The following is a 25,295-nucleotide window of genomic DNA, read 5'->3' as shown; positions in this document are numbered from 1 at the left end:
GCTAAAACTCAAACTGATAGAGCAGATCAAGTGCCTGGTCTACGCCGGACACTGCTTCCAGATATAGCTTAGGCATCAGGCGATAGCGTAACGTGAGTGTTGCCAGTGAGTCAAAGATCCCCACACCATATTTTACCTGCAGACCCGGCAGTACATAGCCGCTGACCACCACCTGCGAGGAGTCACCCACGCCCTGGGTGTCCAGCGCCAGATTGCTTACGCCGAACGTCTCGCCGATTTTACCCACAACCTGCCCACTTTGTGCAACCCCCAGGCCGACCAACATTGAGGTCATCGCCGCGCTGTCGCTCTGACCGCTGTCCAGGCCTTGTCCGCGCAACAGGTAAGAGAGGGCTTCCTGCTGCGACATCGCCGGGTCAGAGAAGATCTCCGCCTTCGGTTCGTCGGCAGAGCCGGTAACGCGTACGCCAGCAATGACGTCGTTTTCCGTCGCTTCCGGGTTACGAATCGCTTCGATGTTCAACAATGGTTGATCCGGTGGACCGGAGAACAGCAGCTCGCCTTTGCGGACAATCAGATCCTGACCATAGGCGTGGAAACGCCCTTCAGGGATATTGATCTGCCCGTTCAGGCCAAGCCCTTGCTTATCCTGCGCCACTTTCAGGTCGCCCGTGAGCCTCGCCTTCAGCCCAAACGCATCCAACCGCACGTTATTCCCCACGTGCACGATAAGGTTACTATTAATCGGTATGCCAGCGCTCTTCTCTTCGGCAGGTTTCAGATTTTCATTGAGCATAACTTCATCACTGGAGACGCCGACCGCGCTTTCCGGTACCTCGTGAACCACGATGCGCGCCCACGGCACGTCCACGCGGCCATCCAGGGTGAAGAGGCTTGGCGTCGCTTCAAAGACCACGTCCGGCGAGACGTCCAGGCGCACCATTGGCGGTACGGTGATGCGCACCTTACTGCCTTTCGCAGCAATACGGGCTCGCCAGTTGTCGAGCTGGCTCCAGTCCGCGTCGCCGCTCAGGTTAATTTGCCCCTGCTGAGTTAATACCGAGCCGCTCAGCGTCGAGCTCATGCCGTTGAAGTTCATCGCGATCTGGCTGGGCTGCATATCAAACGGCATGAAGTTACCGTCGATATCCACACCGCTGAGCCGCAGCTGGCCGAACAGCTGAGGGCTTTGCGCGTCGCCAGCCAGACGCAGATTGGCATTCACCATGCCCTCGGCTTTTTCCCCGCGGGCGAAAATCGGGTTCACCATCGCCAGGTTGAAGTTCCGAATATTGACGTTACCGCCCAGATTGCGCCGTCCCTGCGGATCGGTGATCTGTATCTGCCCGTCCATCTGGCCGTTGTTGGTCAGTCGGATAAGCCATCCCAGCTCCGCACGGTTATTATGCAGGTCCGCGCTGACGTTCAGGGTATCGAAGGCCACCGGCAGCGGCGCATCGTTCACCTCCTGCGTCACCTTCACATTGCGGCCGGAGAGCGTAACGCTGCCCTGTGGCAGCCCCTCTTTGGTGGTGTCCCAGGCGACATCGGCTTTCCCGCTGAAGACGCCGCTTGCCTGCGTGGCATCCGGCATAAACGGTTTAAGCATCGCCAGATCGAAACGGTTGAGGTTGATCTGCGCGCGCCCTTCCGCGCCCGCATCAATGGTCTGCGGCACGCACAGCTCCGCATTCGGGTTGGTCCAGCAGTGTGGTCCAATGCTGATCTTCTGCTCGGCGTTACGGTAGTCCAGCGCAATAGAGCGCGACAGCGCCAGCGGACCCACCGGGGTGTTGAAGCGGGTGTTGTCCAGCGTCCCTTTCCAGCGCGCTTCTTTTCGGTCGAAGCTGCCGGTCAGGTGAAGCTGGCCGGAAACCGGTTCGCCCTGCACACGCAGCTGGAGATCGTGCTGCTTCTCGTTCCCTTTGGCGTCCAGAGTCACCAGGCTAATGTTGACGTCCGGCTGGGAAATGCGCTCCACGCGCAGGTTCAGGTTGCCGCCGATCTGCTCGGTGGATTTCACATCCCCTTCCACGCGGACGCGGGCAACGCTCAGTTCCTGCCAGCGCAGATTGTTGGCGGTAATGTCCGCCAGCAGCTGCGGCGCCTCCACGGTGCCGCGCACTTTCACGAGCCCTTTCGCCGTACCGCCCAGACCCGGCAGAGCGTTATCCAGATTCGGCGCGTCGATGGTGGCATCCAGATTGAGATCCTTCACCCCCAGCTCGCCTTTGATATCCGCCGTGTTGCGGCCCAGCGCCACGTGCAGCCCCGGAATCACCCACTGCAGGTAGCTGTTGCCTTTCACCGAACCTTCAACGTTCACCTTGTTCTGCTTCACGTTCCCGGTGAGCTTGATTTCCGGCACGTCCATCTGCCACGTACCGCCGTAGAGGCTGCCGCGGGTTTTAATCAAACCATCGAGCTTCGACGGCCAGTCCGGCACCTCTTTGGCGGTGTTGATCCCCTTCAGCTTCAGTTCGCCGCGCCAGCTGATCGCCTGCTGCCAGTCGAGCAGCGCGGTCAGCTCGGTCTTACCTTCCAGCGCCGCGACGGTCAGCTTGTCGAGGTTAACCTGCTGTTCGTTGCCTTTAGCATCCAGCGTGATAGTGGCGGGCGGCACGTCCTGCCCCTTCACCGCGGTGCGGAACGAGAGCGTGTAGTCGGTCATCTTGCCGCTCAGCTTCAGCTTCAGGTCATCGGCCTGATACTGTTTTTCGCCGGTAAACGGCCAGTAAAGCTGCTTGCTGACCACCTCAAGATTGAGAGGCAGCCCGGCTTCCGCCAGCTGGGTTTGCGCACGCAGGGCCATGTCTACCGGGCCGGAGAGATTCACCCCGACATCCAGCGTCTCGCGCAGCGCCCCGCCCACTTTAACCTTCACTTTTTCGCCCTTCAGCGGGTCAATATTAAGCGAGCTGTTGAGGGTGATATCCACCGGCCAGTTGTCGCGCAGCAGGGCGTTGCCTGACGCGTTCACCGAGCCCTGGTTGGTGTCGATATCCAGCGCGTCGAGCTTCATGTTGCCGTCAATGCTGCTGACTTTCAGCAGCATGTTATAGACCGTCAGGTCGGTATCGCCGGTCAGGCGCAGCTGTTCGCCTTTGAACTCCTCAATGTTGAGGTTCAGCGGCAGATGCACGTCAGTCATTTCCGGCAGGACAGGTTTCGAGAAGAGATCTTTCAGCGTTTCGCCCAGCGGCTTCTCTTCCGGCTGCGGGTTCTGGATCTTCGGCTCGACGATCTCCTCCTGCGCCACGTCCGCCACTTTCGGCAGCGCGATCAGCAACCCCTGCAGTGAGGTTGGCGTCAGGGTGAGGTTTTTCTCCTGCCAGCGCAGGCCGGAGGTGAAGTCCATGACGGACACGGTGGTGTCGTCGATTTTGATATTGACGTTATCCAGCGCCACCCGATAAAGCGCAATCGGATACGGCGTGGAGAGATTCAGCGGGCCGCCGTCCTCTTCCTCAGCCGGCGCAGACGGCGGCATCTTCTTTGAGTCTATCGCCACGTTGACGTCTTTTAGCGACAGATCGTTCACGCAGAGCTTACTGTCCCGAAGGCAGCCCAGCTTCACCGCGAGATGGAATTCCCCGGCGTTGACCGCCACGCCAGGTTGCTCGTAGCGGATGTTCTTCAGACGCAGATCGCGCCAGCCGCCCGTCACCTGACCAATCTCCAGCCCCGGCACCCAGCGGTTCGCGGCGTTAAACAGCAGATGCAGCCCGGTCGTCGTTCCTACCAGAAACGCCACCGTACCGAGCAGCAGCACGATAAAAATCAGCACCCCGAGGCTTATTTTCTTCCATAAACTCATAATTCAGGCCCCAGACCGATGTAAAACTGTAATCCGTGTTCGTCTTTGTCGCCGACCGGCACGGCGAAATCGAGCTTGATGGGCCCGACGGGTGATTGCCAGCGTACGCCCACGCCCGCGCCGGTTTTGAAATCGCTGCGGCGGATATCGTTCACCGCTTCACCCCCGTCAACAAACATGGCGCCCCACCACTTGCCGCTGACGTTGTACTGATACTCCAGCGATCCGGTCGCCAGTTTTGATGCCCCGGTCAGCTGGCCTTTTTCGTTTTCAGGCGAGATCGATTTGTACTTATACCCGCGAATGCTGCGGTCGCCCCCGGCGAAGAAGCGCAGGTCCGGCGGAACGCGCTCGAAATCGCCCGTTTCAATCCAGCCGAGATTGCCGCGCATGACAAAGCGGTGTTTGTCATACAGCGTACGGATCCAGACGTTTTGCGCCTGCACCACCGTGAAGTCGACGTCAGAGCCCCACATCGTATTGGAGTAGTCGATAGAGTAACGCTGTGAATCCCCCCAGGTTGGCATCAGGCCGCCGCGCGAGCGGGTGCGGCTGATCATCACCCCAGGATAGAGCAGCATGGTGGTGTTGGTGACGTTAGCCTGGGTAAAGTGGTCCAGGCTCCAGCGCAAGTTAATGGCGCGCTGCCAGCCGCTGGAGAGATCCCAGAAGCGGGAAACCGCGAGCGTGGTGGAGTCGGACTCCGTATCGTTCAGGTCGGTACGCTTAAAGCCCCCCTGGACCAGATAGTACTGCTCAAGCGGGTTTTTCAGCAGCGGCATTTTGTAGCTGAAATCAAGCTGCTGTTCCGGGGCGGAAATGCTGGCGCTGGTGGTCAGGCTGTGACCGTAAGAGTTCATCCACGGCTTTTTCCAGGTGGCCTTCACGCGCGGGCCGACGTCCGTCGAGTAGCCAACACCGGTCTCAATGGTGTTCTCGGTGCGCGGCGAGACAACGCCATGCAGCGGCAACACCTTGGTTTTGCGAGACTTATCAAATTCCGGTGCGACAACCACTGAGTTAAACCAGCCGGTAGCAGAAAGACGACGGTTCAGCTCCGCCAGGTCGCTCGACTGGTAGTAATCGCCTTTTTTGAACGGCACGAGGTTTTGCAGGTACTCTTCACGAATTTGCGAACCTTCAAACGTCACATCGCCAAAGCGGTAGCGTTCTCCACTGTCGTAATCGATATCCCAGAAGGCCTGACGTCGATCCAGCGCAATGCCCAGCTGGCTTTTATTGAACTGGCTGTCGAAGTAGCCCTTGCGCAGGGAGACGCTCGTCAGCTCTTTTTTGAAGTGGTCGTAGTCGCCGTGATTGAGCACGGTGCCAACTTTTGGCCGCGTGCTGAGCAGATCCAGGTAATCCCGGTCGGTACGCGCGCCGCCGCGCAGGATGACGTTCGTGCCACCGATCAGCACCGGCTCACCCGGCGAGACGCGGGCAATAAGCACCTGACGCCCCTTCTTTGGCGGCGGGCGGAGATCGAAATCAATGGTGGGTTCGTAATACCCCAGCGCTTTTAGCCCTTCACGGATCGCATCATCCACGCGCGCGCGAAAACGCCGGTCCGGCGTCACCTCATCACTCTGGATGGTCGACAGCTGCGCACGCACGTTTTTTTCCAGCGCCCCGGATAACCCCTCAACCTGCAAACGGACATTCGCCGCGCTGGCAACCCCGCTTGTCAGCAACACACTGACTAAACATAACTGGCGGATTTTTGTCACGTTTTCTCCTGAATATCCCTTTTCCACCCTGGAAGCAAATGAAGCGCCGCTGTGCGGCAAAATACGGCCTGGTAGCCAAAAACCCAAATCGTGGGTTGAAAACGGGTGTAACACCCAAATATTTCTTATGATTAAATCTAGTCTCATTCAGCGCATTTATTGTGTTCAATTAAACGCTTCGTGACAACCTTAACCGAAACATCGCACCCCGGGAGGCCCCATCGTGAGTTTATTCGACAAAAAGCATCTGGTTTCACAAGCTGATGCATTACCGGGACGCAACACCCCTATGCCTGTGGCAACCTTACACGCCGTCAACAACCATTCAATGACCAACGTGCCGGATGGAATGGAAATCGCCCTGTTCGCCATGGGCTGCTTCTGGGGCGTTGAGCGCCTCTTCTGGCAGTTGCCCGGCGTGTACAGCACCGCGGCCGGCTACACGGGCGGTTACACGCCGAACCCAACCTACCGCGAAGTCTGCTCCGGCGAAACCGGGCATGCGGAAGCGGTCCGCGTGGTGTATGACCCTGCGGTCATTAGCTACGAACAGCTCCTGCAGGTCTTCTGGGAAAACCACGACCCGGCCCAGGGCATGCGTCAGGGCAACGACCACGGCACGCAGTACCGCTCGGCGATTTATCCGCTCACGCCTGAGCAGGACGCCGCCGCACGCGCCAGCCTTGAGCGTTTCCAGCAGGCCATGCGTGAAGCGGGTGATACGCGCGACGTGACGACAGAGATCGCCGCCGCGAAACCGTTCTACTATGCCGAGGACGATCACCAGCAGTACCTGCACAAAAATCCGTACGGCTACTGCGGTATCGGGGGCATCGGCGTCTGTCTGCCGCCACAGCTGGCCTGATTAGCGTTCCAGCGCCACGCGAGCCGCGTGGCGCGTGGCGTTACTGACCGAACCGTAGTCCATTACCTTCCCCTGCAGCAGCAGGTTAAAGACCGGCGCCTGCGGCCGGTTGAGCCGCGTTTGCAGCAGGTGTACGGCTTCAATCCCCAGCTCGCGACAGGGCACCGTCACGCCCGTGACCGGTTTTTCCAGACGGTGCGCCAGGTTCCATGCAAAATCGGTCGTAATCAGCGAAATGTCTTCCGGAATGCGCAGCCCGTGGCGGGTTAACGCCCTGACTACCCCCTCCACCATACTGGTGCTGTTCGGGAAAATAACCTCCGGCCACTGGGATCTGTCATGATTCATCAGCCACGCATCCAGCGCCCGCTCGGCCTCCTCTGCGGTAAACCACTCCGTCACCAGCAAATCTCGCTGGGGATCAAAGGCCACGTGAAAATGGCGGTACGCCTCTTTAATGCCGTCCAGACGCGCATACAGCGTTTCTCGCCGCAGGCAGGTGAGCGTGAGTACCCGCCGATGTCCCTGCTCAAAAAGATACTGCATGGCGGTAAAGCCAATCGCCCGGTGATCGGGCGAAACGGCATCCAGCTCCCGATCCCGGTCAACGGAATTAATTAATACGCAGGGCTTATTCAGCGTGCTGGCGAGTTTAAATATGGTGGAATCATCAGTCCCAATAATAATTATCGCGTTGATATTCTTCTGGCTGGCCTTTTCCATAAATAATTTCACATCGGCGTGCTGCTCTTCTAATCCACAGCAGCTGACCCACACGTTGTGCCGCGCGCAGGCTTCAGCAATCCCTTTCGTCACTTCCAGATAAAAAATATCCCCGCGTCCCTGAAAGGTTCTTTCTGGTGCAAAAACAGCGATACCGTTAATTAATAGCCTTCCGCTCGCCATTGACTCCAGTACGCCTAATTCTCGTGCGGTGCGAACGATCGCCTCCCGGGCTTTATCGCTGGTATACGATTTGCCGCTTAACACCCGCGAAACCGTGCTGACGGAAAAGCCCGTCAGGGCCGCAATTTCCTCCATTTTTAACCTGCCGGGCATAGTGTGACCTCGCTCTCATTCAGTTTTTGCAAATATTTGCAGAAACAGCCTTTTGATTTTAAAACCAAATTTCAAAAAGCCTGGAGATTACTTAACCACCTTGCGAGTATTCTCACAAAAACACATTGTCGCTGCGGCTCGCCTTTCCTATTTTCCGGTCATCACTTCTTTTCAACAGAAATTAAGGTGTGACATGGAGAAGGTACGTTTTGGCATTATTGGAATAGGTAATATCGGTACGGTCCACGCACGCTATTTACTGGCGGGTACGGTCAGCGACGCCTGCCTGACGGCAGTTTGCGATAATGCCGTTGAAAAGCATCCGGCTATTCGCCAACTGGTCGGCACCCTCCCGTTATTCAGCGACGCGCAGGAGATGCTCCAGAGCGGGCTTATCGACGCGGTGATTGTCGCGACGCCGCACTACGAACATCCGCGCCTGTCGATGCTGGCGATGCGCAACGGCATTCACACCCTGTGTGAAAAACCGGCAGGCGTATATACGGCGCAGGTGCAGGAGATGAACGCCTGCGCCCGGGAGTGCGACGTGGTGTTTGGCATCATGTACAACCAGCGCCCCAATCCGCTTTACCTGAAGGTGAAAGATCTTATCGACAGCGGCGAGCTGGGTGAGATCCGCCGCTCCAACTGGATCATCACCAACTGGTATCGCTCGCAGAGCTACTACAACTCCGGCGGCTGGCGCGCCACCTGGAAAGGAGAAGGCGGCGGCGTGCTGCTCAACCAGGACCCGCATCAGCTCGATCTCTGGCAGTGGCTGGTGGGGATGCCGGTCCGCCTGCGCGCGTTCTGTCAGTTCGGCAAGCATCGCGATATCGAAGTGGAAGACGAGGTCACCGCCTACGCTGAGTATGCCAACGGCGCGACCGGCGTGTTTATCACCACCGTGGCGGAAACGCCGGGTACCAACCGGCTGGAAATCGTCGGCGACCGCGGCAAGGTGGTCGTCGAAGAGGGCAAGCTGCGCTACTGGCGGCTGCGTGAGTCCGAAACCGCCTTCAACGCCCGCTGGCAAAACGGCTTCGGTGAACCTGAATGCTGGGAGGTGACGCTCCCCGTCGCCCCGGAATGCAGCGATCATCACGTTATTACCGCCAACTTCTGTGCCGCCATCCTTCGCGGCGAGCCGCTGATTGCGCCGGGTCTGGATGGGATCCGCGGGCTGACGCTCTCCAACGCCATGCACCTCTCCACCTGGACAGACGACTGGGTCGACCTGCCGCTCAACGAGAAACAGTATCTGCGCCTGCTTCAACAGCGTATCAGCACCTCAGTAGCTAAAGAGACCGCCAGCGTCACGCTGGACGCCTCTGGCACCTGGTAACTTCGGAGATAAAACGATGTTAAATGTCGCCATCGTGGGAACAGGGAATATCTCCCATAACCATATTCAGGGCTATTTGCAGTTTGACCAGCGCTGCCGGATCGTCGCGCTGGTCGATATCTACCCGGAAAAAGCCCACGAGAAAAAAACGCGCTACGGCCTGACGGATGCGCGCGTGTATGAAAGCCACCAGCAGATGCTGGCGTCAGAGGCAGATATCCACATCGTCGACGTATGTACCCCGCCTTACGTCCATGCAGAAATCAGCATTGATGCCCTGCACGCGGGTTGCCACGTGCTGTGCGAAAAACCGATGGCCGCCTCGCTGGAGGAGTGCGACGCGATGATCGCCGCACAAAAGGCCAGCGGCAAGACGCTCTCCATCATTGCCCAGAACCGTTTTACCGATGCCTTCTGGCGCTTAAAAGCCGCGCTGGAATCGGGGCTCGCCGGGAAGATTTGCCACGCGCAGGTGGATTCGCTCTGGTGGCGCGGACACTGCTACTACGACCTGTGGTGGCGCGGCACCTGGGAAAAAGAGGGCGGCGGCTGCACCCTGAACCACGCGGTACACCATATCGACGCCATTCAGTGGATGCTCGGCTTTCCGTCAGAGGTGGTGGCGATGATGACCAACGTGGCGCACGACAACGCCGAAGTGGAAGACCTCAGCGCGGCAATTTTCAAATACCCCGGCGGCGCGCTCGCGCAGCTTACCGCCTCCGTTGTGCACCACGGGGAAGATCAGAAGATCGTCATTCAGGGCGATAAGGCGCGCATCTCCGCGCCGTGGCAGGCCTTCGCCAGCGTCAGTGCCGATAATGGCTTCCCGCAGGAAACTAACGATCTGTCGCGAGAAGCGCAGCTCAACGCCGTTTTTCACGACACCCGGAAACTCGAATGGACTCTGCACGCCGGGCAGATTAACGATCTGCTTTATGCCATCGAACACGGCACGGCGCCGTTAGTGGATGGGTTACAGGGCAAACGCTCGCTGGAGCTGATTACCGCGATCTATAAATCTGCCATTACCCGGAGCGTGGTTTCGCTGCCGATTCAGCGCGATGACCCGTTTTATCGCACCGGCGGGACCAACGCCCTCGCCCCCCGTTTTTATGAAAAATCTGCAAGCGTCGCCAACTTCAGCGAAGTGGGCGCTATCCCTCTGGGTAAAGATCTGGATCGAGGAGTATCAGCATGAACAAAAATGACGGAATGAACTACGCCCCGGTGGGCAAACCGCAGCCCGTTGTCAGGGAAGGAGAGTTTGTGTTTGCCGCCGCCGCGCTCGACCACGGCCATATCTACGGGATGAGTAACGGCCTGATTGAAGCCGGCGCCACGCTGAAGTGGGTGTACGACCCTGACCCGGCAAAAGTAGATAAATTTATCCAGCAGTACCCGCAGGCAAAAGTGGCGGAGTCGCTGGAGGTGATACTCAACGACGACGAGGTGCGTCTGGTTGCGGGTGCGGCCATCCCGTCCGAACGCTGCGCGCTGGGGCTGAAAGCAATGGCGGCGGGCAAGGACTACTTCACGGATAAAGCACCGCTCACCACCCTTGAACAGCTGGCCGACGCTAAAGCGATGGTGGAGAAAACCGGGAAGAAATACGCGGTGTACTACAGTGAACGCCTGCACGTAGAGAGTGCGGTTTTTGCCGGACAGCTGGTGCAGCAGGGCGCGATTGGCCGCGTCGTGCAAACCCTGGGAACCGGCCCGCACCGGGAAGGCACCGGTCGCCCGGACTGGTTCTACGATCGTCGTTACTTCGGCGGCATTTTGTGCGATATCGGCAGCCACCAGATTGAGCAGTTCCTGTTTTACACCGGAAACAGCGAGGCCTCCGTGGTGGCAAGCCATGTTCGCAACGTTAAACACCCGCAGTACCCGGCATTTGAAGATTTTGGCGATGCCATGCTGAAAGGAGAAAACGGCGCCAGCGGCTATTTCCGCTGCGACTGGTTCACCCCGGACGGGCTCTCAACCTGGGGCGACGGCCGCCTGACGCTGCTCGGCACCGAAGGCTATATCGAAATCCGTAAATATGTCGATCTCACTCGCGGCGAGCAGGACGTGGTTTACCTGGTCAATAAAGAGGGGGAATTCCGTTATCCGGTGGCTGGGCAGGTCGGGTTCCCGTTCTTTGGTGAACTGATCCTCGACTGCCTGCACCGTACCGAAAACGCCATGACGCAGTCGCACGCCTTCAAGGCGGCGGAGCTCTGCGTGAAGGCACAGATGCTGGCCAACGCGACGGCATAACGGGAGGTAACGATGACGATCCTGAACACGGCGGTTATCGGCGCCGGCGCGATTCACGGCTGCCATGTGAACGCCTTACGCCAGATCCCCAACGTCGCGCTGCGCGCGCTGGTAGACATCGACAGCGTCAAAGGACTGAAGCTGGCGATGGATTACCAGTGCCGTTTTTATCAGGATTACCGGGAAATGCTGCGGGATGATGCCATCGACGTGGTCCATATCTGCACGCCGCATTTCGAACATAAACGCATGATCCTGGATGCACTCTCTGCCGGGAAGCATGTGTTCTGCGAAAAACCGGTAGGGATGAACAGCAGCGAACTCGACGACATCGCCCGCGCCGTTGAGCAGGCTCCAGGCCTGCTTGGCGTTTGCTATCAGAACCGGCTCAACCCCACCAGCCTGCGCATCCGTCAGGCGCTGAACGATGGCGAACTGGGGAAGATGCTCAGTATGAAAGCGGTGCTGACGTGGTCACGCTCGGGGGCGTACTACACCGAAAGCCCGTGGCGTGGACGGCTGGCAACGGAAGGCGGCAGCCTGCTGATCAACCAGGCGATCCATACCCTTGACCTGATGCAGTGGTTCACTGGCGGCGTGACGCGTCTGAAAGGCGTGGTGGATAGCGGTGAACTGGCGGACGTCACCGAAGGGGAAGACAGCGCAATGGCGACGCTGCACTTTGCCAACGGCGCGCGCGGCCTGTTTTATGCCAGCAACTGCAATACCGTGGATTCCCCTCTCTGGCTGGAAATCCACTGCGAACGGGGTTCGCTGTTATTGAATGACAACGTGCTCTGGCGCATCACCCCCGGCGAGCGTCGCAGGCTGGTGAGCGATGACTCCCCTGACGGCTCGGTCAAAAGCTACTGGGGGCTGGGACATCAGCAGGCGATCCGCCGTTTTTATCACGCCATTAATCACTCGGGAGAAACGGACTACACCGATATCCATTCTGCCGGAAAATCACTCGCGCTTGTGGAGGCCCTTTATCGCTCATCTCAATTGAGACAATGGATAGATATCAATAATTAGAACGTAATGTGTCGTCCAGCAGTAAATAAAAATACGACCTGAAAACAGGTTAATTATTACCCTACACTGGATATTATTATGGTCAAACCAACTGAACGTAGAGTTGGTTATGGCGTAGCGCTTGGCTACGGCGTAACCGATCTGTTTGGCGGAGGCGCTTTCGCCATTATCGGCACCTGGCTGCTATTTTTTTACACCACCTATTGCGGACTCTCGGTTATTGAAGCGGGTTCGATATTCGCGATTGCCCGCGTCATTGATGCACTCTTAAGCCCGATTATGGGCTATATCACCGATAATTTCGGCAATACCTGGCTCGGCCGTAAATTTGGCCGTCGCCGCTTCTTTTTATTACTCAGCGCCCCATTAATGTTTTTGTATGCCCTGCTGTGGCTGACGGATATGGGCTACTGGTATTACCTGGGAACCTATCTCTCGATCGAATTGCTGTCGGCGATGGTGCTGGTGCCCTGGGAGACACTGGCGGCGGAAATGACAAACCGCTATGAAGAGCGTAGCCGCCTCTCCGGCGTGCGTATGATCTGCTCCCAGCTGGGCGGTTTCCTTGCGGTTTCCGTCCCGGGCGTGATCATGCAGTTCACGGGGAAAGATAATCCGTTTACCTATACCCTCACCGGGCTGATATTTTCCTGCGTATTTTGCATCGCGGTATTTATTACCTGGTACACCACCTGGGAAGCCAAAGATGTGCAGCAGGAATCCGATTTTAAGGTGGATAACCAGCGCAGCAGCGGAATACTTAATCACCTGAAATATCTGGTACTGGATCTCTTTTCCTCATTCCGCATTCGCGCGTTCCGCCTGCATATTATTATTTATATCTTTTCGTTTACGGCGATGGACGTATTCGGTTCGGTGTTTACCTATTACGTCGTGTACTGTCTGAGCCAGGATGCAGCTGCGGTATCCGGCTGGTTGAGCATTGCGGCCTTCGCCTCGGTACCCGGCACGTACGGGTTTATGCTGCTGCTGAACCGGCTGAACGTTACCCCTTCGGCCGCTCTGCGCCTCTCCTACGGCTGTATCTTCTGCGTGCTGGTATTCCTGTTTACGGTCTACCTCACCAAAACGCAGGTGCCGACGCTGCTGTTCTCGGCGGTCTTTATCCTGCTGGGCGCTTCCCGCTCTGGCCTCTACTATATTCCCTGGAACATCTACAGCTTTATTCCGGATATCGACGAGATGGTGACGCAGCAGCGCCGCGAAGGGATTTTTGCCGGTGTGATGGTTCTGACCCGCAAAAGCACCGTGGCAATTGCCATCATGATTATTGGCCTTGTGCTGCAGGAGTCCGGCTTCGTGAAGGGCAGCGGCGCACAGCCAGAAAGCGCGCTGGGGGCAATTATCGGCCTGATGATCTTCGCAACGGCAGCCCTTCTGGCGGTGAGCTTCTTTACCACCTACAAATTTAAGCTCACCCGCGAGACGCATAAGCTGCTGCTTAAGGAGATTGCCCGCCGGAAATTGGGCGGAGATTACCGCGACTGCGACGCCAGAACCCGCCTGATAATCAAGCAGTTGACGGGTTATGAATATGACCAGGTGTGGGGAGGCGATGCCACAAGACGGACGGTGGGAAGCGCCCGCTTATCTCCCGTGAAATAACCTCGCGTACCGGGCAGCACCCCGCTGTCCGGTCTGTTTTTATGCCAAAATGTGACCTCTGGCAGATTTACATCTCTTTACGCTATACTACCGCTGAAATAATCGGCTCAACGCTACGAGCTGACGTTCTACGTGTTTCCACACAAATGGTATCAACTCCCCTTCTGAGGATCTGGCGTGAAGCCGGATAAACTATGTTAAACAGTATTTTAGTAATACTTTGTCTGATTGCCGTCAGTGCATTTTTCTCGATATCTGAGATCTCGCTGGCCGCGTCCCGTAAAATCAAACTTAAGCTGCTTGCCGATGAAGGCAACATCAATGCCACCCGCATCCTGAAAATGCAGGAAAACCCCGGCATGTTCTTTACCGTGGTGCAGATTGGCCTGAACGCAGTCGCCATCCTCGGCGGTATCGTAGGGGATGCAGCGTTTTCTCCGGCGTTTTATAGCCTCTTTGTGAAGTACATGTCCGCTGAGCTTGCAGAACAGCTGAGCTTTATTCTCTCCTTCTCGCTGGTAACCGGCCTGTTCATCCTTTTTGCAGACCTGACCCCGAAACGCATCGGTATGATTGCGCCAGAAGCTGTGGCTTTGCGTATCATCAACCCGATGCGCTTCTGTCTGTACGTGTTTCGTCCGCTGGTGTGGTTCTTCAACGGCCTGGCGAACGTGATTTTCCGCATCTTTAAGCTACCGATGGTGCGTAAAGACGACATCACCTCTGACGATATTTATGCGGTGGTGGAAGCCGGCGCGCTGGCCGGGGTGCTGCGTAAGCAGGAACACGAGCTGATTGAGAACGTGTTTGAACTGGAATCCCGTACCGTGCCCTCTTCCATGACGGGCCGTGAAAACATTATCTGGTTCGATTTACATGAAGATGAGCAGAGCCTGAAGAACAAAGTGGCGCAGCATCCGCACTCTAAGTTCCTGGTCTGTAATGAAGATATCGACCACATCATCGGTTACGTCGACTCCAAAGACCTGCTGAACCGAGTGCTGGCAAACCAGAGCCTCGCGCTTAACAGCGGCGTACAGATCCGCAATACCCTGATTGTGCCGGACACCCTGACGCTCTCAGAAGCGCTGGAAAGTTTCAAAACCGCCGGGGAAGACTTCGCGGTGATCATGAACGAATACGCGCTGGTGGTGGGCATTATCACCCTGAACGACGTGATGACCACGCTGATGGGCGACCTGGTAGGCCAGGGTCTGGAAGAGCAAATTGTCCAGCGTGACGATAATTCATGGCTGATTGATGGCGGCACACCAATTGAAGACGTGATGCGTGTGCTGGATATCGACGAGTTCCCGCAGTCCGGCAACTACGAGACCATCGGCGGCTTTATGATGTTTATGCTGCGTAAAATCCCGAAACGTACCGACTCGGTGAAGTTCTCCGGCTACAAGTTTGAGGTGGTGGATATTGATAACTACCGCATCGACCAGCTACTGGTGACGCGCATCGACAACAAGCCGACCGTGCTGGTGCCGAAGCTGCCGGACGCGGAAGAGAAAGTGTCGGCGTAACGTTCCTGCCCCCCACAAACATCAACGGCTCCCATCGGGAGCCGTTTTTCTAACTACTTACTGCATAGCACGTTGGTTAAGCCATCTCAGTTTGCAGACGCATAACCTGACGGTTGACTTCGGACATCACAGACAGGTGCTGTTTGTCCTTCACTTTTGGGACAAGGATCTTGCCCTTATCAAACTCAAAAGCGCCAACATCCTTGATGTACAACCGTCCACGGAACAGGATCTTCACGTACTTCGCCACCTGAAGCGGGTTGTAGCGTTGGAAAATTTTCATTCTTGTATCTCCTGCGAATCATACGCTCTTGCGGTGCCACAATCGGCCCGACTGTCCTGAGCGCAAATTTTGATGCCCAATGACTATAGACCAGAACTACGGTGTTACCCAGTGTGCATAAGTTTATTTACCGTTTGATTACAATTATTCAGAATAATCTTTGCAAAGCGTGATAGAGAGCAGTATAAGCCGTCGTTTTTTCATGGATATGTGCGTTCGCCCGCAAACTGGCATCGGGATTGCGGGAAAACCACATTGATCGCACTTATGATTAAAAGCGTATGACCAAGTGGTCGGATCACCTGCAAACAATAAGGAAACGCCATGACCCTACGTAACATCCTTGCAGCAGCCTGCCTGCTGCTGCCCCTGTGGGCTTGCGCTCACAACATTGAAAAAGGACAACGTGTACCGCCAGTCGGCATTGCAGACCGGGGAGAATTGATTCTCGACAATGATAAGTTTAGCTATAAAGCCTGGAATAGCGCGCAGCTCGCGGGCAAAGTGAGAGTTGTACAACATATTGCCGGTCGTACATCCGCAAAAGAGAAAAATGCCAACCTGGTGGAAGCGATCAAGGCCGCAAAATTCCCTCACGACCGCTACCAGACCACCACGATCGTGAACACCGATGACGCTATTCCGGGCTCCGGGATGTTTGTGCGCTCGAGCCTTGAGAGCAATAAAAAGCTCTACCCGTGGTCGCAGTTTATCGTCGACAGCAACGGCATCACCCGTAAGGCCTGGCAACTGGAGGATGAGAGCTCCGCGATTGTCGTGCTGGACAAGAACGGTCGCGTACAGTGGGTGAAAGACGGGGCGTTAACCCAGGAAGAGGTGCAGCAGGTTGTCGACCTGCTGCATAAGCTGCTGGCTCAATAAATAGAGACGCGGAAGCCGGGGTTGAGGAAGGATTCGCGCGGGGTGTAGTCCAGCGGCTTGCCCTGCCAGTCATGAACGTGCGCCCCGGCGGCCGCAGCCACGGCGTGACCTGCCGCAGTATCCCAGACGTTGGTTGGCCCAAAGCGTGGATACAGCTGCGCCTGACCTTCCGCCACCAGGCAGAATTTCAGCGACGAGCCAATCGAGGTAGTCTGGTGTTCACCCAGCTGTTGCAGGTACTCCTGCAGCTCGCTGTCGCTGTGCGAGCGGCTAATCACCACCAGCGGTGGACGCGCATCGCGCACCTGGATCTGCTTCCGTACGCCGCACTCCTCTTTCCAGGCCTTGCCTTCTGCGGCGCTGTACATCACGTTCATCACCGGCGCGTAGACCACGCCGAGCACCGCTTTGCCCTTCTCAATCAGGGCGATATTGACGGTGAACTCACCGTTGCGCTTGATGAACTCTTTTGTCCCGTCCAGAGGATCGACCAGCCAGTAGCGCTGCCAGTGCTGGCGCTCGTCCCAGCTTTGCGGCGCTTCTTCTGACAGAACGGGGATCTCCGGCGTTAAAGCCTGTAATCCTTTCAGGATCACCTTATGCGCCGCAATATCCGCCGCCGTGACCGGAGAGTCGTCGGCTTTGCTGACCACCTCCATAGGTTTACTACCGTCATACACCTGCATGATGGCATCTCCCGCATCCCGTGCGAGCTGACAAATTTTATCTAGCATTCTCCACCTCTTTGTTAACGCAGTGAGGTTAACTCTTTGTTTTAGTTATATCGTAATGTGAACAATTCCGCTATCTGTGAAGCAATTCCGGTTTCAGGACGCTTTTTCTGTCAGGATTCACATTTCTGTAAGCAACAAGCGATAGATACATACTCTTTTGTGGTCTGCATCGAAAAAAGGACTCCTCTGATGATTAAGTTTAGTGCAACGCTCCTGGCAACGCTGGTTGCAGCAAGCGTACAGGCGGCGACGGTAGATCTGCGTATTCTGGAAACGACCGATCTGCACAGCAATATGATGGACTTCGATTACTACAAAGATACCCCTACGGAAAAATTCGGACTGGTACGCACAGCAAGTTTGATTAACGCCGCGCGCGGTGAAGTAAAAAATAGCGTGCTGGTGGACAACGGCGATCTCATTCAGGGCAGCCCGCTCGGCGATTACATGGCGGCGAAAGGCCTTAAGAAAGGCGAGATCCATCCGGTTTATAAAGCGATGAACACGCTGGATTATGCCGTCGGTAACCTGGGCAACCATGAATTCAACTACGGCCTGACATACCTGCACGATGCGCTGGCCGGTGCGAAATTCCCGTACGTTAACGCCAATATCATTGACGTTAAGACCCGGAAACCGCTCTTTACCCCTTACCTGATAAAAGAGACTGACGTTGTCGATCAGGACGGTAAAAAGCAGACGCTGAAAATCGGCTATATCGGCTTCGTACCGCCGCAGATCATGACCTGGGATAAAGCCAATCTCGACGGTAAAGTGACCGTTAACGACATTACCGAAACCGCGCGCAAATACGTGCCGGAAATGCGCGAAAAAGGCGCGGATCTGGTCGTGGTTGTCGCCCACTCGGGTCTCTCCGCCGACCCGTACCAGGCCATGGCTGAAAACTCCGTTTATTATCTGAGTGAAGTTCCGGGCGTTGACGCGATCCTGTTCGGCCACGCCCACGCCGTCTTCCCGGGCAAAGATTTTGCCAGTATCAAAGGGGCTGATATTGAGAAAGGGACGCTCAACGGCGTGCCGTCGGTGATGCCGGGCATGTGGGGCGACCATCTTGGCGTGGTGGACCTGGTGCTGAATAACGACGGCGGCAGCTGGAAGGTGACGCAGTCAAAAGCCGAAGCGCGCCCGATTTACGACGCTGCGGCTAAAAAATCTCTGGCGGCTGAAGATAAAAAACTGGTCGACGTGCTGAAGCACGATCACGACGCCACCCGCGAATTCGTCAGCAAGCCGATCGGCAAATCCGCCGACAATATGTACAGCTTCCTGGCGCTGGTGCAGGACGACCCAACCGTTCAGGTGGTCAACATGGCGCAGAAAGCCTATGCCGAACACTTTGTGCAGGGCGATCCGGATCTGGCAAAACTGCCGGTCCTGTCTGCCGCTGCGCCATTCAAAGTGGGCGGGCGTAAGAATGACCCGGCAAGCTATGTTGAAGTCGAAAAGGGCCAGCTGACCTTCCGTAACGCCGCCGATCTCTATCTCTACCCGAACACGCTGGTGGTGGTTAAAGCCACAGGAAAGGAGGTGAAAGAGTGGCTGGAGTGCTCCGCCGGACAGTTTAACCAGATCGATCCGACAAGCAGCAAACCGCAGTCGCTGATTAACTGGGACGGCTTCCGCACCTACAACTTCGACGTGATCGACGGCGTGAATTACCAGATTGACGTCACCCAGCCTGCGAAATATGACGGCGAGTGCCAGGCCATTAATCCGCAGGCAGAGCGCATTAAAAACCTGACCTTCAACGGCAAGGCGATCGACCCGAATGCCACCTTCCTGGTGGTGACAAATAACTATCGCGCCTACGGCGGTAAGTTTGCCGGTACGGGGGATAGCCACATCGCTTTTGCGTCACCGGACGAAAACCGCTCGGTATTGGCGGCGTGGATCGGCGCAGAGTCGAAGAAGGCGGGCGAAATTCACCCGGCGGTGGATAACAACTGGCGTCTTGCGCCGATTCATAGCGAGACAAAACTGGATATCCGCTTTGAAACATCACCGTCAGATAAGGCGGCCAGGTTCATTAAGGACAAGGCGCAGTATCCGATGAAGAAGGTTGCGACGGATGATATCGGGTTCGCGATTTATCAGGTGGATTTGAGCAGGTAAAAGCAAAACGGCAACGCGCGTTGCCGTTTATGGTGTTTGTTCCCTCTCCTTGTGGGAGAGGGCATCAGGCCGCACATACCCGGCTTTTACGCCGCACGCTCATCCCGATTCGCCATCACCTTCGGCGTATTGACCTCAATCCAGTCTGCCAGCGCGGCCACTTTCTCACTGACCTCAATCCCCATCGGCGTCAGGCTATACTCGACATGAGGCGGCACGACCGGATACGACACGCGATCGACAAATCCGTCCTGCTCCAGCGCCTGAAGCGACTGGGACAGCATCTTTTCGCTCACCCCACCCATTTTACGGCGCAGATCGCTGAATCGGTGCGTTCCCTCCTGCAGGGCCAGCAGAATCAGTACCCCCCAGCGGCTGGTAACATGCTTGAGCACCTCCCGTGAAGGGCACTGTTCCGCGAAAAGATTGCCATCGCGCATTTGTTCGCTGAGCGTTGGTATCGTTGTTTTCATACTTACCTTTTTGTACGTACTTACTAAAAGTTAGCTATGGTGCTAGTGTGCCACAACACCAGACAAACACGAAGGAGATTCATCATGATCGCGATTACCGGCGCTACTGGCCAGCTTGGCCATCTCGTTATCGAGCAGCTGTTAAATACCGTACCGGCCAGCCAGATTGTGGCTATCGTGCGTAACCCGGCGAAAGCTGAAGCGTTGAGCCAGCAGGGCATTGTGGTTCGTCAGGCGGATTACACCGACGAAGCCGCCTTCACCGCCGCGCTGAGCGGTGTGGATAAGCTGCTGCTGATCTCTTCCAGCGAAGTAGGCCAGCGCGCAACCCAGCACCAGAACGTCATTAACGCCGCCAAAACGGCAGGCGTGAAATTTATCGCCTACACCAGCCTGCTGCATGCGGACAAATCACCACTGGGTCTGCACGTTGAACACGTCGCGACGGAAAAAGCGCTGGCCGCGTCCGGCATTCCTTATGCCCTGCTGCGCAACGGCTGGTATACCGAAAACTACCTGGCGAGCGCGCCGCCCGCGCTGGAACACGGCGTGTTTATCGGTGCCGCAGGCGAAGGCAAAATTGCCTCTGCGACCCGTGCAGACTATGCAGCGGCGGCCGCCAAAGTTATCGCTGAAGAGGGTCATGCGGGCAAGGTATACGAACTGGCAGGCGACCACGGCTGGACGCTGAGCGAGCTGGCGGCGGAACTCAGCAAGCAGAGCGGAAAGCCGGTAACCTATCAGAATCTCAGCGAGGCGGATTTCGCCGGCGCGCTGAAAAGCGTCGGCTTGCCTGCCGGGCTGGCAGATATGCTCGCGGACTCCGATGTGGGCGCGTCCAAAGGCGGCCTGTTTGACGACAGCCGTACCCTCAGCAAGCTGATTGGCCGTCCAACCACGCCGCTGGCGGAGAGCATCAAAGCCATTCTGTAATTGTTACGGATTGGTTATTTTTTGTGGCATCCCCTCGGATCATCTCTGATAATGAAACGATGACCCATGAGGAGGCTCACCGTGCAAGGCGTACCGGAACAGTTTATTGATGAGAGAGACAGCGCGCGCTTTCGCCATCTGGCGCAGCTGCCGGGCCTTGAACTCTATCACGCGCATATCTCTGACTACGCCTTTGAGCCTCACACCCATGAAGCCTTCGGGATCGGCACGATTGAAACCGGTGCCGAACGCTTTCGCTATCGCGGCACCCAGCATCTCGCACCTGAAAAATCCGTTGTTACCATGAACCCGGACGAGATCCATACCGGGGAATCCGCCACTGAAGACGGCTGGCGCTACCGGATGGTTTACATCGAGCCTGACTTGCTGGAAGAGGTAACCGGCATGCGCCACTGGTGGTTCAGCGACGTAACCCGCTATGACCCGCTGCGCTCGCAGCAAATCGGCAGGCTGATTTACGGCCTGTGGCATACGGACGACCCGCTGGCGCAAAAAGGCTTATTGCTGGATTTGATTGAGACCTTTCAGCCGTTAGCCCATCACGCGCCGGTAGTTCAGGAAGGTGCACACCGGTTCGAACGCGTGCGCGAGTATCTGCACGACAACTATATGCACGCCCTGACGCTGGACGAGCTGGCGAACGTTGTCTCGCTCAGCCCGTACCATTTTCAGCGTCAGTTCAAAGCCCATTTCCACGTTACGCCGCACCAGATGCTGATGGCCATCCGCCTGTGGCGTGCCAAAGCGTTCCTCACCCACGGCATGCCCGCAGCTGAGGTCGCCGCCGCGACCGGGTTGACCGACCAGTCGCATTTAACCCGCGCGTTTACCCGCCGCTACGGCATTACTCCCGTTCGCTACCAGAAGCAGGTCACCCGGCGCTAAAGCGCAATCTCATACAATACGCGCGTATTTGTCCCTCCTACACTGAGTGCAACGTGAATCAAACAGGATGGAAAAATGATTAGTGGCGTGTTGTATGCCCTGCTGGCAGGGATGGTGTGGGGGCTGATTTTTGTCGGCCCGCTGATCGTACCCGAGTATCCGGCCATACTGCAGTCGACCGGACGTTACCTGGCGCTGGGGCTGATTGCCCTGCCCCTGGCGTGGCTGGGACGCGCGCGCTTGCGTCAGCTCAGCCGTCAGGACTGGGGTACCGCGCTGGCGCTAACCATGATGGGTAACCTGATCTATTACGTCTGTCTGGCAAGCGCCATTCAGCGTACCGGTGCGCCGGTTTCCACCATGATTATCGGCACGCTGCCGGTGGTCATCCCCATCTTCGCGAATCTGCTCTATAGCCACCGGGACGGCAGGCTGGCGTGGTCAAAAATGGCGCCGGCGCTGATGTGCACCGCAGTGGGACTGGTGTGCGTCAATATCGCCGAGCTGCGCCACGGGCTGGGCGATTTCAGCTTATGGCGTTACGGTTCGGGGATCGTTTTAGCGTTCGTCTCGGTGGCGTGCTGGGCCTGGTACGCCCTGCGCAATGCGCGCTGGCTGCGGGAAAACCCGGACAAGCACCCGATGATGTGGGCGACGGCGCAGGCGCTGGTCACCTTGCCCGTATCACTGGTGGGGTATGTCGGCGCGTGCCTCTGGTTAGGCCATCAACAGCCAGACTTCGCCCAGCCCTTCGGGCCGAGGCCGTGGGTGTTTATTGGCTTAATGGTTGCGATTGCGGTGCTGTGCTCCTGGGTGGGTGCGCTGTGCTGGAACATTGCCAGCCAGAAGCTGCCGACGGTGATTTTAGGGCCGCTGATTGTCTTCGAAACCCTTGCGGGACTGCTTTATACCTTCCTGATGCGCCAGAGCGTGCCGCCGCTGTTAACGGCCTGTGGAATATTATTGCTGGTCGTGGGGGTGGTGATTGCGGTGAGAGCGAAGCCGGAAAAACCAAGGGTCGTTCCGGCGTCGGAGATGTGAGCATTGCCCGGCGGCGCTGCGCTTGCAGGGCCTACAAAACCGTAGGCCCGGTAAGGCGTAGCCGCCACCGGGCAAGTCCTTAAAACGTTTCCCAGTTCCCTTCTGACGCCGCCGCTGCGGGCTGCGCTTTTGGCACATAGGTTTTCACCGGTGCCGCTTTGACCGCCTGGTTGCGGGTGATTTTGAACACCGCCACCGCTTCGTTCAGGCGTGCAGCCTGATCTTCCAGCGCGGCCGCAGCAGCCGCAGACTCTTCCACCAGCGAGGCGTTCTGCTGGGTCACGCGGTCCATCTCGGCGACCGCCTGGCCCACCTGGTCGATACCGCGGCTCTGCTCGTCAGAGGCAGAGGCAATTTCGCCCATGATGTCGGTCACGCGGGTGACCGCGTTGACGATCTCCGCCATCGTCGCGCCCGCTTCATTCACCAGCTGCGAGCCTGCGTTGACGCGCTCGCCGGAATCATCGATCAGCGCCTTAATCTCTTTCGCCGCCTGTGCGCTGCGCTGGGCAAGCGTTCGAACTTCCCCTGCGACTACCGCAAAGCCACGGCCCTGTTCGCCCGCGCGCGCCGCTTCCACCGCCGCGTTCAGTGCCAAAATATTGGTCTGGAAGGCAATACCGTCGATCACGTTGGTAATTTGCGCGATTTTGCTGGAACTGGTCGCGATTTCGTCCATCGTACGCACGACGCCTTCTACTACATTTCCACCCTTCTTCGCCGTTGAGGAGGCATCCAGCGCCAGACGGGAAGCCTGACGTGCGTTATCGGCGTTCTGCTTCACGGTTGCCGTCAGCTGTTCCATGCTGGCTGCCGTTTCTTCCAGAGACGCGGCCTGCTGCTCGGTACGGGAAGAGAGGTCGTTACTCCCGGCAGAAATTTCACCGGCGCCGGTGTAGATGGTATCCGCACCTTCACGCACCACGCCCACGGTGTTCGCCAGCGAGGTTTGCATCTCCTGAACGTTGCGCGCCAGAATAGCCATTTCATTCTTACCTTCAGCCTGAATCGGCTGGGTTAAATCCCCCGCCGCAATGGCGCGAATATGGTTAATCACCTCTTCCAGAGGCAGCAGCAGCACGCGGCGCATAGCGATCCAGCTGGAGACAATCACCACAATCACCAGCAGCATCACCGCAGAGAGGATCCACAGGATGCGTTTGTAGTCGCTTTCATTATCCTGGATGCCTTTATCGGTAAGCGTTGCCTGCGCTTCGCGCCACTCGCGGTAAACCGCCTGCATCGCGGTCTGTTTATGCTCCGCGTTCTGCTTGAACATGTCCTCCAGATTGCCCTGGCTCAGCAGGACGTTCATTTGCGTCAGCGTGGAGGAGTAAATGCGGTACTGCTCTTCGAGACGCTTGGCCAGATTCTCATCCAGCCCCGGCGTATTCGGCAGGGCGTAGTATTTATCGTAATGGACCTGCGCATCGGCCAGCAGATTCTTCGCCGTGTTGACCAGCTCATTGAGCTGCCCACCGTTAATCTGAGAGGCCATGCTGCTTTGCAGGCGCAGCATCCCGCGGTTCAGCGTCACCCGCGCCTGATTCAGGCTGATCCACGCATCGGTAAACTCCGCGACGTTTTTACTGGAGAGCTGCGACACGGTGAAGTTGTCTTTATCGTTATTCAGCGCGTTAATAAAAATACCCGCGGAAATCACTTGCATGATGCCGAGCACAAGCAGCACCGAAATAAGAAGAGTAATGACTTTTATACGTTTAAACATACGTTGCCTTTGTTATATGCAGGTTTCTCTGACGAGTATCTATCGGCACGCGCGGCGGGTTGTTTACTGTTTCTCCACCTTTAAAAAGTTTCTAAACCACTTTCCTAAGTCCATTCAGGGAGTTAAACGGGACATTTTTTTGTGATCCCCGTCGCACTTTCTCCCTTCCCTCTAAAGGGTTATAGCGTCGTCATAAAGATGCATTTAATATGCACCTTATATTCTTGATGACGAGGTAACTGCTATGGCCTTTCGCGACCAACCCCTTGGCGAGCTGGCGCTCTCCATCCCTCGCGCTTCTGCGCTGTTCCGTAAATACGATATGGATTACTGCTGCGGCGGTAAGCAGACCCTGGCGCGAGCGGCCTCGCGTAAAGAGCTGAACGTGGAGGCTATCGAAGCGGAACTGGCACTTCTGGCCGAACAGCCTGTCGACAAAGACTGGCGCACCGCCCCGCTCGCGGAAATCATCGACCATATCATCGTGCGTTACCACGACCGCCACCGTGAGCAGCTGCCTGAGCTGATCCTGCAGGCGACGAAAGTTGAGCGCGTTCACGCCGACAAGCCTTCCGTACCGCGCGGTCTGGCGAAATACCTGACCATGCTGCACGAAGAGCTTTCCAGCCACATGATGAAAGAAGAGCAGATCCTCTTCCCGATGATTAAACAGGGAATGGGCAGCCAGGCGATGGGGCCCATCAGCGTGATGGAAAGCGAACATGATGATGCGGGCGAACTGCTGGACGTGATCAAACACACCACCGACAACGTCACGCCGCCGCCAGAAGCGTGCACCACCTGGAAAGCGATGTACAACGGCATTAACGAGATGATTGACGACCTGATGGAGCACATCAGTCTTGAGAATAACGTTCTGTTCCCGCGGGCATTGGCGGGGGAATAAAAAAGCCCGGTGGCGCTAGCGCTTACCGGGCCTACAACG

20 protein-coding genes are annotated in these 25,295 nt (G+C 57.0%); 13 read left to right on the top strand and 7 right to left on the bottom strand.

Annotated elements, in window-relative coordinates; all coding sequences use genetic code 11:
* Position 1: 1 nt before the first annotated feature.
* Entirely contained in the window at positions 2-3,778 is a 3,777-nt protein-coding gene (tamB, locus tag ACR42C_RS02285) for an autotransporter assembly complex protein TamB (protein WP_479984693.1), read from the bottom strand.
* On the bottom strand, positions 3,775-5,508 hold the full coding sequence (gene tamA / locus ACR42C_RS02280; protein WP_116343584.1) for an autotransporter assembly complex protein TamA: 1,734 nt from the start codon (positions 5,506-5,508) through the stop codon (positions 3,775-3,777). The genes tamB and tamA overlap by 4 nt, the downstream gene beginning before the upstream one ends.
* A 223-nt stretch (positions 5,509-5,731) precedes the next feature.
* On the opposite strand from tamA, the gene msrA reads away from it, so the two are divergent.
* On the top strand, positions 5,732-6,373 hold the full coding sequence (gene msrA / locus ACR42C_RS02275; RefSeq protein WP_116343585.1) for a peptide-methionine (S)-S-oxide reductase MsrA: 642 nt from the start codon (positions 5,732-5,734) through the stop codon (positions 6,371-6,373).
* Here the strand turns inward: msrA and ACR42C_RS02270 are convergent, their stop codons facing one another.
* Positions 6,374-7,432: a LacI family DNA-binding transcriptional regulator gene (locus ACR42C_RS02270; RefSeq protein ID WP_116343586.1), complete on the bottom strand. Its 1,059-nt coding sequence runs from the start codon at positions 7,430-7,432 to the stop codon at positions 6,374-6,376.
* A gap of 193 nt (positions 7,433-7,625) precedes the next feature.
* Between ACR42C_RS02270 and ACR42C_RS02265 the strand changes: the two genes are divergently transcribed.
* From ACR42C_RS02265 to paeA, 6 genes are all read left to right on the top strand, one after another.
* Positions 7,626-8,777, top strand: coding sequence for a Gfo/Idh/MocA family protein (locus ACR42C_RS02265; protein ID WP_316379799.1), 1,152 nt, complete (start codon positions 7,626-7,628; stop codon positions 8,775-8,777).
* Between the two features lie 16 nt (positions 8,778-8,793).
* Positions 8,794-9,978 (top strand): Gfo/Idh/MocA family protein, encoded by a 1,185-nt coding sequence (locus tag ACR42C_RS02260; protein WP_116343588.1) that lies wholly within the window; start codon positions 8,794-8,796, stop codon positions 9,976-9,978.
* Positions 9,975-11,042 carry a Gfo/Idh/MocA family protein gene (locus tag ACR42C_RS02255; RefSeq protein ID WP_479984692.1) on the top strand — a complete coding sequence of 356 codons (1,068 nt, stop codon included), beginning with the start codon at positions 9,975-9,977 and terminating at the stop codon, positions 11,040-11,042. The genes ACR42C_RS02260 and ACR42C_RS02255 overlap by 4 nt, the downstream gene beginning before the upstream one ends.
* A 12-nt stretch (positions 11,043-11,054) precedes the next feature.
* Positions 11,055-12,077, top strand: a complete 1,023-nt coding sequence (locus tag ACR42C_RS02250; protein WP_116343590.1) for a Gfo/Idh/MocA family protein — start codon at positions 11,055-11,057, stop codon at positions 12,075-12,077.
* 78 nt (positions 12,078-12,155) lie between these two features.
* A complete protein-coding gene (locus ACR42C_RS02245; RefSeq protein WP_479984691.1) occupies positions 12,156-13,703 on the top strand; it encodes an MFS transporter in 1,548 nt (515 codons plus the stop codon).
* A 194-nt stretch (positions 13,704-13,897) separates the two neighbouring features.
* A complete protein-coding gene (paeA, locus tag ACR42C_RS02240; protein WP_028015283.1) occupies positions 13,898-15,235 on the top strand; it encodes a polyamine export protein PaeA in 1,338 nt (445 codons plus the stop codon).
* Between the two features lie 76 nt (positions 15,236-15,311).
* Here paeA and ACR42C_RS02235 read toward each other — a convergent pair whose 3' ends face one another.
* Positions 15,312-15,518: a DUF1107 domain-containing protein gene (locus tag ACR42C_RS02235; protein ID WP_008501430.1), complete on the bottom strand. Its 207-nt coding sequence runs from the start codon at positions 15,516-15,518 to the stop codon at positions 15,312-15,314.
* A gap of 324 nt (positions 15,519-15,842) precedes the next feature.
* Here ACR42C_RS02235 and ACR42C_RS02230 point away from each other — a divergent pair, with 324 nt between their 5' ends.
* Entirely contained in the window at positions 15,843-16,400 is a 558-nt protein-coding gene (locus ACR42C_RS02230; RefSeq protein WP_479984690.1) for a YtfJ family protein, read from the top strand.
* Here ACR42C_RS02230 and cysQ read toward each other — a convergent pair.
* The gene (gene cysQ / locus ACR42C_RS02225) at positions 16,394-17,134 is read right to left on the bottom strand and encodes a 3'(2'),5'-bisphosphate nucleotidase CysQ (RefSeq protein ID WP_116343593.1); all 741 of its coding nucleotides are present in this window, start codon (positions 17,132-17,134) and stop codon (positions 16,394-16,396) included. The two genes, ACR42C_RS02230 and cysQ, sit on opposite strands and share 7 nt — an antisense overlap.
* A gap of 189 nt (positions 17,135-17,323) precedes the next feature.
* Here cysQ and ACR42C_RS02220 point away from each other — a divergent pair, with 189 nt between their 5' ends.
* Positions 17,324-19,267 carry a bifunctional 2',3'-cyclic-nucleotide 2'-phosphodiesterase/3'-nucleotidase gene (locus tag ACR42C_RS02220; RefSeq protein WP_316379802.1) on the top strand — a complete coding sequence of 648 codons (1,944 nt, stop codon included), beginning with the start codon at positions 17,324-17,326 and terminating at the stop codon, positions 19,265-19,267.
* Between the two features lie 86 nt (positions 19,268-19,353).
* On the opposite strand, the gene ACR42C_RS02215 is transcribed toward ACR42C_RS02220, so the two are convergent.
* Positions 19,354-19,740, bottom strand: a complete 387-nt coding sequence (locus ACR42C_RS02215) for a winged helix-turn-helix transcriptional regulator (protein ID WP_116343595.1) — start codon at positions 19,738-19,740, stop codon at positions 19,354-19,356.
* An 84-nt stretch (positions 19,741-19,824) separates the two neighbouring features.
* Between ACR42C_RS02215 and ACR42C_RS02210 the strand changes: the two genes are divergently transcribed.
* The 3 genes from ACR42C_RS02210 to ACR42C_RS02200 all read left to right on the top strand — a co-directional run bounded on the left by ACR42C_RS02210 (position 19,825) and on the right by ACR42C_RS02200 (position 22,620).
* Positions 19,825-20,673 carry an SDR family oxidoreductase gene (locus ACR42C_RS02210; protein ID WP_479984689.1) on the top strand — a complete coding sequence of 283 codons (849 nt, stop codon included), beginning with the start codon at positions 19,825-19,827 and terminating at the stop codon, positions 20,671-20,673.
* A gap of 81 nt (positions 20,674-20,754) precedes the next feature.
* Positions 20,755-21,579 carry an AraC family transcriptional regulator gene (locus ACR42C_RS02205; protein WP_233003404.1) on the top strand — a complete coding sequence of 275 codons (825 nt, stop codon included), beginning with the start codon at positions 20,755-20,757 and terminating at the stop codon, positions 21,577-21,579.
* A gap of 75 nt (positions 21,580-21,654) precedes the next feature.
* Positions 21,655-22,620, top strand: coding sequence for a DMT family transporter (locus tag ACR42C_RS02200; protein WP_479984688.1), 966 nt, complete (start codon positions 21,655-21,657; stop codon positions 22,618-22,620).
* A 79-nt stretch (positions 22,621-22,699) separates the two neighbouring features.
* On the opposite strand, the gene ACR42C_RS02195 is transcribed toward ACR42C_RS02200, so the two are convergent.
* Positions 22,700-24,349 (bottom strand): methyl-accepting chemotaxis protein, encoded by a 1,650-nt coding sequence (locus tag ACR42C_RS02195; RefSeq protein ID WP_479984687.1) that lies wholly within the window; start codon positions 24,347-24,349, stop codon positions 22,700-22,702.
* 244 nt (positions 24,350-24,593) lie between these two features.
* Here ACR42C_RS02195 and ytfE point away from each other — a divergent pair, with 244 nt between their 5' ends.
* Positions 24,594-25,256 carry an iron-sulfur cluster repair protein YtfE gene (gene ytfE / locus ACR42C_RS02190; protein WP_320720124.1) on the top strand — a complete coding sequence of 221 codons (663 nt, stop codon included), beginning with the start codon at positions 24,594-24,596 and terminating at the stop codon, positions 25,254-25,256.
* Positions 25,257-25,295: the final 39 nt, after the last annotated feature.

This window comes from Enterobacter sp. MG-EB028, assembly GCF_056673305.1.
Note: the sequence above shows the minus strand (reverse complement) of the source record. Positions and strands in the feature narration are given on the sequence as shown.